We start from the raw sequence: 10,946 nt of genomic DNA, 5'->3' as shown, positions 1-10,946 counted from the left end.
ATGGTACTGACTTTACTGGCGTAACAAGTATTGAAGTACCAGCAGGTCAGGCTTCAGTTGACCTCGACATAGTTACGCTTACTGATGGTACTTATGAAGGTGCAGAGTCATTTACTGCCACAATCAAAGATGTAGAAGGTGCAGACGCAACAGCTTCGACGAACAACAGTGCGAGCGTGACTATCAATGACGCTCAGCAAGCACCGAAAGTCAGCATCGTTGCTGATGCAGACTCTACCGCTGAAGGTGGTGATGCGAACTTTACTGTAAGTATCGACCAGAAAGCGGATGAGGATGTCGTAGTGACATTTACGATTGGTGGTGATGTTGATAGTGATGATTACACCGCGCCAAACACTTACACCGTGACTATCCCTGCAGGCCAAACTTCAGTCGACCTTGATATTGAGACGCTAGATGACGATATCTATGAAGGCGCTGAAGATCTGACAGTGACACTAACTGAAACGAGTGGTGCAGACTCTTCATTGAATACGGCTTCTAAAGAGGCATCGATCTCTGTAACAGATGAGCAGGCGGCACCGAAAGTCAGCATTGTTGCTGACCAAGATAGCGTAAATGAAGGTCAAACCGCAGGCTTTACTGTGAGCTTAGATCAAGTTGCTGATGAGAAAGTAACGGTTGAGTTCGAGTACTCAGGTGTTGCTCAAGGTGGCTCTGACTTTACTGGCGTAGCAAGTATTGAAGTACCGGCAGGTCAGTCTTCTGTCGATCTAGACATCACTACGCTTACTGACGGCACTTACGAAGGTGCAGAGTCATTTACTGTCACGATTAAAGATGTAGAAGGTGCAGACGCAACGGCTTCTACGAACAACAGTGCGAGCGTGACTATCAATGACGCTCAGCACGCACCGGAGTTTATTTCTGACGGTGATCTTCCTGGCGATGCAGCAAACAATGATGTTTATGACTTTGACACCGTAAATGAAAACAGTGTTAGTGGCACTGTTGTGGGTACGCTTGTTGCTGAAGATCTAGATAACGATGAACTTACTTACAGTTTTGCTGATGGAACAACAACGAACGGCCTATTTGATATCGACCCATCGACGGGTGAGGTTTCACTCAACAAGACTATTGATGATGTTGATTTAGGCGACTATACACTGCAGGTGAAGGTTGCCGATGGTACGGGTGGCGTAGACACAGCAGAGGTTAATGTTTCACTTGTAAACGTGAATGATGCACCAGAAGCTTCGCCTTCGTCAGTTACCACTCTAGAAGATTCCCAAGTCACTCTGGATTGGGCATCATTTGGCGTCACGGACGCCGACTCAGAAACATCGACTCTGTCTGTCCAAATTACGTCGCTTCCTAGCGACGGTGTACTTGAGTACAAAGATGAGCAAGGAAATTGGCAGACGGTTCAAACAGACCAAGTACTGAGTAAATCGCAGTTTGATGCCGATGGTGTACGTTTCACTCCAGAGGTAAACGAATCTGGTGATGACAGCTTCACTGGAAATGGGGTTGGTAACCAAGAAGGGAACTATGCGCAAATTGGCTTTAAACCAACGGATGGGGAAGATACGGGGCAAGAATCCGTATTGACGATTGATGTCACCCCAGATGCAGATGCGCCGAATTTGGTTACAGTGACTCCAGGGTTATCTCTTCCTCAACAAGATTTCAACGTGACTTCTTGGACAAATGTCATTATTGGTTCTGATAACGGTCAAGGTGTTGCGGGACAAGTTTTGGTTGATGCTATTGAAGCTTTAGATTTAGAAGATGGCAGCCAATCGACCACCACCAATGTTCAGGATACCGCGTCAGGGGCAACAGCAGCGGATGAAGCCGTATTAGTGACAGCATTAGTCTACCTAGAAGCTGGTACAAGCTACGACTTCGTAGGTACCGCTGTTGATAGTTTAGCAATTAAAATTGGTGGAACACTTGTTGATGAGGCTCGCTGGGGTAATGGGAGTGGCGACATTAAAGGTGGTGAATTTGTACCTGCTGTTTCCGGCTTCTACCCGATAGAGATTTATCATCACAACCAGAGTGGGCCTGGCAATTTTAATGTAGATGTCTCTATCAATGGCCAAACGCCAGTTAATTTAAGTAACAGCAACTTGTATGTGGTGAGTGACTCAGTTGCTTTGGATGCAATCGATGCAAGAACTTCTGAGTTAAAAGAAGTGGACGGCGTTCAGTTCTATGAGACGTATGAAGTCAATGAAGGGTTGCAAGATACCGCTATTCCAATTTCAGAAATTCGAGCAAGTCTGACTGATACTGATGGCTCTGAATCACTTGCAGTGACATTAAAAGGTTTGCCAATTGGGGCGGTGCTCTCTGACGGAGTGAATTCTATTACGGTAGCGACAGTGAACGAAGCACTGGATGTTACAGGATGGTCACTTGACTCTATGACGGTGACACCACCAGCGGGATCGCACGATGACTTTACCATTACGGTAACGGCGACAAGTACAGAAAGCTCGAATGGTGATACTGAAGACTCACATGCCACGATTAATGTCGTCGTGCATGAAAATCTAGCGACAAACACAACTAGTGATGTTGGCATCACGAATGAAGATGTGTCGCTACAGGGTAACGTTATATTGAATGATACTGATGGCGATAATGTCCTATTGGTCGACCATATTACCGTTAACAATACAGACTACGCTGTTGGTGAAACGGTCTCGTTAGATAGTGGTTCATTGGTGGTAAACCAAGACGGTAGCTACAAGTTCGAACCGGTTGAACATTGGTCTGGTGATGTTCCATCGATTACATACACCACGAACACCGGCGCAACAGAGACATTGGATATTGAGGTCGTTGCTGTCGCAGACGCGCCAAAAGTTACGATTTCAGTTGGCGATATTTCAAAGAACGATGCGGTTGATTCAAACCACAGCCTAGTTACATCAGCGATTGATAGTACCAAACCTCAGAATGCATCAGTTGCCGCTGGGCTGGGGCTAGACAGTGTTTATCAAGAAGACAACCCACCAGCAAACGTAATGCTTGGCAATAATAACGACATTTCAGATACAGATAGTCTGTTTGTTGGTACCGATTACAACGATACCTTCTATGGTGGTGGCGGTGACGATGTCTTTGTTGGAGGTGGGCAGAATGACTCATTCTATGGTGATGATGCTTCAACCATCACGGAACACGATGGGACAGATACGGTTTACTTAACAGGTAACTTTAGTGACTACGAGTTTACCTTCAAGAATAACCACGGTGGTGATGTTCCATACTGGATCTTCTTGGATAACCGGTCTATCGATTCGGTTAATGACAATACAGGACAAGAAGACCGTGGGGATCACTTATATGAGATCGAGCGTGTCGTCTTTGCCGACAAAGTAGTAGAACTTAACCCTGACGGGACTTATCAGATACTGCAAGATCGTTGGATTCCTATCGATATTAATGTCGATTTAGTCGACGCTGATGGCAGCGAGAGCTTGAACCAAACTGTTCTCATCGACGGCTTACCATCGGGCGTAGAGCTATACGTAAATGACCTGATAGTTACTCCAGAGATCAATGGCAGTTACCTTGTCAATATCGATAGTCAAGGCCACGCATCGTTGGAGATTAAAGTACCATTCGATTATGAAGGCAGCTTTGATTTTCCTATGAGTGTTACCGCAACGTCTGTAGAAGCATCAAATAATGACGCCGCAACGACAACGGAATCGGTTGACATTACTGCTCGTGAGTTTGAGCTTAAGTCAGGTTCGCACGGCGATGACACGATCAAAGGTAGTGCCGACAATGACCTCATTGTTGGTGATGTCCAAGGTTTAGAAATCATCGCAGGACAGGATTACAACATTGCGTTTGTGCTTGATACGTCTGGCAGCATGGGCAGCTGGGTTGGTAGTGCAAAAGATGAAGTTCTGGACGTTTTTGATGAGCTACTTGCATCCGTTAACCAAGGTGTTGAGCCTGGTACGGTAAACATATTGCTTTCTGAGTTTGCTACTGGGGCGACGAAGGTGATTGAAGTGGATCTGAGTTCTGCAACTGCAAGAACTGATTTTGTCGAGGAACTCAATAAGATCGGTGATTACGGTAGTGGTAATACGAACTATGAATCTGGTTTGCAATCGGCAGTCGATTGGTTTGGTACTCAGCCAAACGTCAATGGAGAAAATATCACATACTTTATTACCGACGGTCAGCCAAATACATACGATAACCTCGACAATATAAAGCGTCCTGAATTCTCTAAAGTCATACTTGATGTGGGTGACGATGGGCAGCTTGTTACGTTGCAAGATGTGGTTAATGATAACAGCTACAGCTTTGGTCAAACCGTTAGTTACAAAGGTAACGTCTTAATCAACAGTGATGGGCATCTTTTCTCTCCTCAAACGGGGCAGAAAATCGGTGATATAGACCGTAAGAATGGAATCCTTGAATACGATGACAGAGGTGGAAGTTCCGTTCAGGCTCAGCATATGTATCAAGTTCTAGCTCTCCTTTCGAGTGTGGAGGCAATCGGTCTGGGAAGCGGCGTATCGGAAAGCATACTGCAACAATACGACACCGATGGCGTTGTCGAATCAGAAATTGATGTTACGAAACTTGCAGAAACGATACTTGGTCAAGATGTTCCATTGAAACAAGGTTCGGATATCATCCGCGGTGGAGAGGGTGATGACATCCTTCTTGGTGACTTGATCGAGTTTGGTGGCAATGAACAGGGAATCAGTGCAATTCAATCCCATGTCGCACAAGAAACTGGTCAAGATATTTCTAAAGTTGATGCCGAAGCTATTCATACTTATGTGAAAGATCATATCGATGAATTTAATCAAAACCACCAAGGAGATAAAGCAGATTCACTCTATGGAGAACAAGGTGACGACATCTTATTTGGTCACGGCGGGAACGATATCTTGGTCGGTGGCGAAGGGGACGACATCCTTATAGGTGGTTCTGGTGATGATATCTTTAAACTTGTCGATGAAGGTTCCGGAATTCGAGATGGTGAGATTGATACGATCACAGACTTCACTAAAGGCGAAGATAAGATTGATATTTCTGATTTGCTTCATACTGATAATTCAGACTCTATTGATTCACTACTTGCGAACAATGAGATTGGGTTGGAAACCGATGGAGAGAACCTGATCCTAACGATTTCAGAATCGGATGGTTCATCTAGCCAGAAACTCGTGATTGAGGGAGGCTCAAGTCAGTACGGTGAATACCTTAACGATGGCGTATTATCCCCAATAGATGGCAGTGCAATCTTGAATGATCTGCTTAAGATCAACGATTTATCTAGTAACTAGGTAAACCGCAAGGCAGTACTATCAATCAAAAAGGTCTAGTAAACACTAGACCTTTTTAGTTTATGTGAGCGTATGGGCTTAGCTAGCTTTTAGGAAGAGTGGTGAAAATGGTCCATTCTTTCTTCACTTCTCCTTTGTATCCGACGACGGTAGCGGTGACTCGTCGGTTAAGCGCATGACTTGTTTCATCCGTGCCAGTAGACGCCAGAATCGTATCTCCGTAGCCGACAATGGTTACTCGGTTCGGTGATATGCCATTTTGAAGCAAGATTCTTCTTACATTTTCAGCTCGGCGTTTGGATAAGTCTAAGTTATGTTGCGAAGTCCCTGTTCGGCTCGCATATCCTTGAAGTTCAATAGAAGTGCTTGGGTATTCTTTTAAGAACTCAGATAACTCACGGAGCTGTTGTGAAAAGATAGGATTGATTTCGTCTGAATCGTTCGCAAACAAGACTCGAATTTGCATTTCTTGGGACGTTTTTAAGAATTCCCCACATCCATCATTATCGATTTCTGAACCAATCGGTGTACCAGGACACAAATCTCGAGCATTGATGACACCATCTCGATCATCATCGATCAGGTCGGCAATTTGATTGGCGGTGGGTGTTTCAATGTACTCGTATTCATCGCCCGTTTCGGTATTAGAATTAGAACTGCACGCTGAAATCAAACACGCCATGAAAAAAATAGGTATTACTCTCATATTAATACTCCACTTTCTCTAGCCACTCTTGCGGAATATCGACGCGCAAAGAGTTGAGCAGTTGTCCTGTAGCATTCATTACGCGGTATTTTGCGTATTGCTCGGCGTATTTTGAATCCAGATAATCCTTACGTGCTTCGAAAAGTTCATTCTCAGTGTTGAGCAAATCCAAGAGAGTTCGTTTGCCAATGCGGTATTGCTTTTCGTAGGCAATTACGGTCTCTGCTGCGGAGTCTACGTGATCAGATAAGAATTCTTTTTGCTGCAAGGTTAAATCTAAAGCACTCCAAGAAAGTCGTAACCCTTCTTCTATATTCTTGTATGCGGACGCGCGTAAATCTTTCGCCTTGTTTAATTGGTAGGCGAAATTTTCTGAGTTTGCCGCATCGCTGCCTCCGTTATAAAGGTTGTATCTCAAACGCAACATTGCGAGTGTTTCGTCACTTCGACCTTCAATACCATCTGCATCATCTCGCCAAGTCTGTGAAGCTTCGATAGAGACAGTAGGGAGGTTAACCCCTTTGGATTGCTTGTACTGGAACTTAGCTGAGTCGACATCAGCAACCGCTACTTTCACCACTGGGTGTTCCTCAAAAGCGATTCCTACAGCTTCATCGACAGTATATGGAATGAAGTTCTCATCAGCTCTAGGGAAAATTAAGCCTTGTGGGGATTGACCCACTAACCGAGTAAACATGGTATGTGTGTCATAGAGGTTGTTTTGTGCAGCAGCAAGATTGCCGTGTGCTTTTGCTAAACGTGCTTCTACCTGCGTCAAATCCGCGGTGGAACCGATACCGGAGTTCACACGCTTTTTAATATCTGAGTAAATGCGTTTGTGCACCGCTAGATTGTTTTCAGACAAGGTCAAAATTTCATAGGCTTTCACCGCATCTAAATAAACTTTTGTCACCTCTAGCGCTTTGTCCGATGCATCAGCAAGGAGTTGATAACGCAGTGACTCTGCGTCTGCCGCAGTTCGATCGATGTCGTTCAGAGTCGCAGACCCATCCCAGATAAGTTGGGTTAAGGTCACGGTCGCTTCTTTACGGGTTAAGTCGGTTTGTCCACGTCCGACACTCTCGGCTGGATCAATTCCCTCGTAACCAATACCAGCGTCTAAATCAATTTGTGGTAAATATGCGCCTGATGAAGCGTCGTTAACGTAACGACTACTTGTGAATTCGTTAAATGCAGCTTTCAAATCAGGGTTTGTTTTCAGCGTTAAGGCTACAGCCTGTTCTAACGTTTGACCGAAAATAGGAAATGACACTATTAGGCAACTGCAGCACGCTATGCTTAGTCGGCTCCACTTCACGGCGATTCTCCCAGAAAAATCCATACAATTTGCCGCTCTCACAAATGAGATTCAACGACATTAAACAGCGGTTGAATGCATTATTTATCAACTCACTGTTATCCCTAGGCTTTTGAGGTTAATTCTCAGCCTGACCCCTTATAACACCGTAGCACATATGACTAAGTTTGCTTATGTTTTAAGCGAAATTCCGCAAAAAAAATCCTGATTTTTTAAGGTCATAGCGCTTTTGAACCGTTTGGCTTTATCGATCTTCACTTGTCCCGCCCCTAGGAAAGTAAAGCTCTGAGAACCGTGTAGGTAAGCAAAATTTGCGATTATTTTGACTAAACTATAGTCGTAAATGATGAGGTGACAAACTTTTGACGCAGCACGATGCGAGTCGAGGTAACTATGAATAATGCAACCTTACGCTCATTATTGGGCCAGACAGTGGTTATCGGTTTAGACGGTAATTTAAGAGAGTTGGAACAGGGCGAAGCTCCGGCTCAAGGTGAAGTGCTAGTCTCTGATTTATCGAATGAATCTACGCCTAACGTGCGGATTGTGACTCAGGAAAGTCAGGAGCCTATAGAGATTACAGACGACGTTGCGAGAGTTGTAGAGGCGATAGCACAAGGTGATGACCCAACACTGTTAGGAACAGAATTTGAACCAGCAGCGGGTGAGAGTGACGGTTCGAGTCCCCAGGCGAGTGGCGTAATCGATCGGACTGGTGCTGAAAGTCTTGCTGCGACTGATTTCGAAACAGTAGGGTTGGCCTCTCTTGGCCTTTCAGAGACACAGATCTTAACCTTGTTAGAGTTGTATTTTAGTGGTTTTGTCTCACAACCGAGTCAAATTGCTGACGTCATCATACAGGACATATCAAGTCCAACGGTAAGCGAAGGTGAAGATGTAAACTTTGATGTCACTCTTGATGGGCCAACAAGCGACGAGACCGAGTTAGTGTTTTCTTTGGATGATGGCAGTGCGTCAGGTGGACAAGAAGACAGTGGCGTTGACTTCCTCAATAACATCGTGACGATTACTTTTGAAGATGGCACAGAGCAGCAAGTGAGCGTCGATGAAAATGGTGATTTCATTATTGTTGTACCAAGCGAGACGACCACTTTTACTGTCACTGTACGAACGTTTAATGATGAACTTTTAGAAGGTGATGAAACTTTCACTCTCAGTGGTTCAACGCCAAATCAACAAGCCCCCGTCACTGGCACAGCAACCATCAGCGATGATGGGGATGGTCCGGGAGAGAATCCTGATGATGATCGTCCTACTGTGCTTTCTATCTCAGATGTCACCGTTAATGAGGGAGAGCCTGCGGTTTTTGAGGTCGTCTTAAGCAATCAAAGTGAATCTGAAACGTCTGTCACTCTTACACTTGCCGACGGCAGTGCAACAGGAGGGAGTGACTTCGATAACACATCTGTTTTGGTTACCTTCTCAGACGGTACATCGCAATCTGTAAGCGTTGCAGAGGACGGTTCTTTCACAGTGATGGTTCCTGCAAATGATACTGACTTTTCTATCACGGTCGTAACGAACAATGATGAAATACTTGAAGGGGATGAAACGTTTACGCTCACTGCAAGTACACCTACTCAAGAAGAGCCCGCAGAAGGAACAGCAACCATAAGCGATGATGGTGATGGTCCTGGGCAAAATCCAGACGATGATCGACCTAATGTTGCATCTATTACGGATGCAACGGTAAATGAGGGCGAGGCGGCTACGCTTGTCGTAAATCTCAGTAACCCGAGTACAACAAACACCGTAGTCACCATGCAACTTGCAGGTGATACTGCGACAAGTGGTGTGGATTTTTCGGACACAACCGTCACGATCACGTTTTCAGATAATACCAGCGAAGTCGTGTTACTGAATCCAGACGGTACGTTTGAGGTAAATGTACCCGAAAACACAACGACTTTCAGTGTTACGGTCGATACCTTCGATGACGATATTTTGGAAGGTGCGGAGACTTTCACGCTGACTGGTACAACATCGACACAAAGCACACCAGCACAAGGCACGGGTACCATTGTTGATGATGGCAGTGGCCCGGGGCCTGATCCAGATGATGACCGTCCAGTTGTTGCTTCAATTAGCAACGCAACAGTCAATGAAGGTGATCCTGCCACATTAGATGTCACCTTGAGCAATCCAAGCACGACCGATACAGTTGTGAGCATGACACTTGCTGATGGTACTGCTGACGGTAGAGTGGACTACACCGATACGTCAGTCACCATCACTTATGCAGATAACTCAACGCAAGTGGTGGCCGTGAATCCAGATGGTACGTTCGATGTGACTGTGTCTGCGAATGATACAACCTACAGCGTTACGGTGAATACTATCGATGACGATGTCTTCGAAGGTCCTGAGACTTTCACGTTGTCAGGTTCCACTTCAACTCAAAATACCCCAGCGCAAGGCACGGGTACCATTGTTGATGATGGTAGTGGACCAGGCCCAGAACCGGATGATGACCGTCCAGTGGTTGCTGCAATTAGCAGCGCGACAGTCAATGAAGGTGACCCAGCGACATTAGACGTTACCCTGAGCAATCCGAGCACGACAGAAACTGTTGTGAGTATGACGCTTGCTGATGGCACAGCAGATGGTGGCGTAGATTACACCGATACCTCAGTCACCATTACTTATGCAGACAACTCAACGCAAGTTGTAGCAGTAAATCCGGATGGCACATTCGATGTAACTGTGCCAGCTAATGACACCTCTTACAGCGTTACCGTAAACACCACCAGTGACGATGTCTTCGAAGGTCCTGAAACTTTCACGTTATCAGGTTCCACTTCAACTCAAAATACTCCCGCGCAGGGCACAGGCACCATTGTTGATGATGGCACTGGTCCGGGTCCAGATCCGGATGACGACCGTCCAGTCGTAGCTTCAATTAGTAACACGACAGTCAATGAAGGTGATCCTGCCACATTAGATGTCACGTTAAGCAACCCAAGTACGACCGATACGGTTGTGATTATGACTCTTGCTGACGGTACAGCTGATGGAGGTGTGGATTACACTGATACGTCAGTGATCATCACCTACGCGGACAACTCAACCCAAGTCGTGGCTGTGAATCCAGATGGTACATTTGATGTGACTGTGCCAGCTAATGACACCTCTTACAGCGTTACCGTAAACACCACCAGTGACAATGTGTTCGAGGGGCCTGAAACCTTTACATTGTCAGGTTCTACGTCAACCCAAAGTACCCCAGCACAAGGTACGGGTACCATTGTCGATGACGGTAGCGGCCCGGGACCTGATCCAGATGATGACCGTCCAGTTGTTGCTTCAATTAGTAACGCGACAGTCAATGAAGGTGATCCTGCCACATTAGATGTCACCATGAGCAATCCGAGTACGACGGACACAGTTGTGAGCATGACACTCGCTGATGGTACAGCAGATGGTGGCGTTGATTACACTGATACATCAGTCACTATCACTTACGCGGATAACTCAACGCAAGTGGTGGCTGTGAATCCAGATGGTACTTTTGACGTTACCGTACCGGCGAACGATACAACTTACAGCGTTACTGTAAATACTACCAATGACGATGTCTTTGAAGGCCCTGAAACCTTCACAT

4 protein-coding genes are annotated in these 10,946 nt (G+C 45.7%); 2 read left to right on the top strand and 2 right to left on the bottom strand.

Annotated features, from left to right (window positions below; genetic code table 11):
- A partial coding sequence (locus VJL_RS26765; RefSeq protein ID WP_038882387.1) for a Calx-beta domain-containing protein occupies positions 1–5,300 on the top strand: 5,300 nt, incomplete at its 5' end.
- 82 nt (positions 5,301–5,382) lie between these two features.
- Here the strand turns inward: VJL_RS26765 and VJL_RS26760 are convergent.
- Both VJL_RS26760 and VJL_RS26755 read right to left on the bottom strand, forming a co-directional pair.
- On the bottom strand, positions 5,383–6,006 hold the full coding sequence (locus tag VJL_RS26760; RefSeq protein WP_038873742.1) for an OmpA family protein: 624 nt from the start codon (positions 6,004–6,006) through the stop codon (positions 5,383–5,385).
- 1 nt (position 6,007) lies between these two features.
- Positions 6,008–7,324: a TolC family outer membrane protein gene (locus tag VJL_RS26755; protein WP_038882386.1), complete on the bottom strand. Its 1,317-nt coding sequence runs from the start codon at positions 7,322–7,324 to the stop codon at positions 6,008–6,010.
- A gap of 393 nt (positions 7,325–7,717) precedes the next feature.
- Here VJL_RS26755 and VJL_RS26750 point away from each other — a divergent pair.
- The coding region (locus VJL_RS26750) for a Calx-beta domain-containing protein (protein ID WP_038882384.1) at positions 7,718–10,946 on the top strand (3,229 nt) is incomplete at its 3' end.

This window comes from Vibrio jasicida CAIM 1864 = LMG 25398, assembly GCF_000400365.1.
In the GTDB taxonomy this organism is placed as follows: Bacteria; Pseudomonadota; Gammaproteobacteria; order Enterobacterales; family Vibrionaceae; genus Vibrio; species Vibrio jasicida.
This window is presented reverse-complemented; position numbering and strand designations above follow the sequence as displayed.

Bases quoted from the DNA above. Each gene is read 5' to 3' on its own strand.
- VJL_RS26760 (WP_038873742.1), bottom strand. From the start codon at position 6,006: ATGAGAGTAATACCTATTTTTTTCATGGCGTGTTTGATTTCAGCGTGC.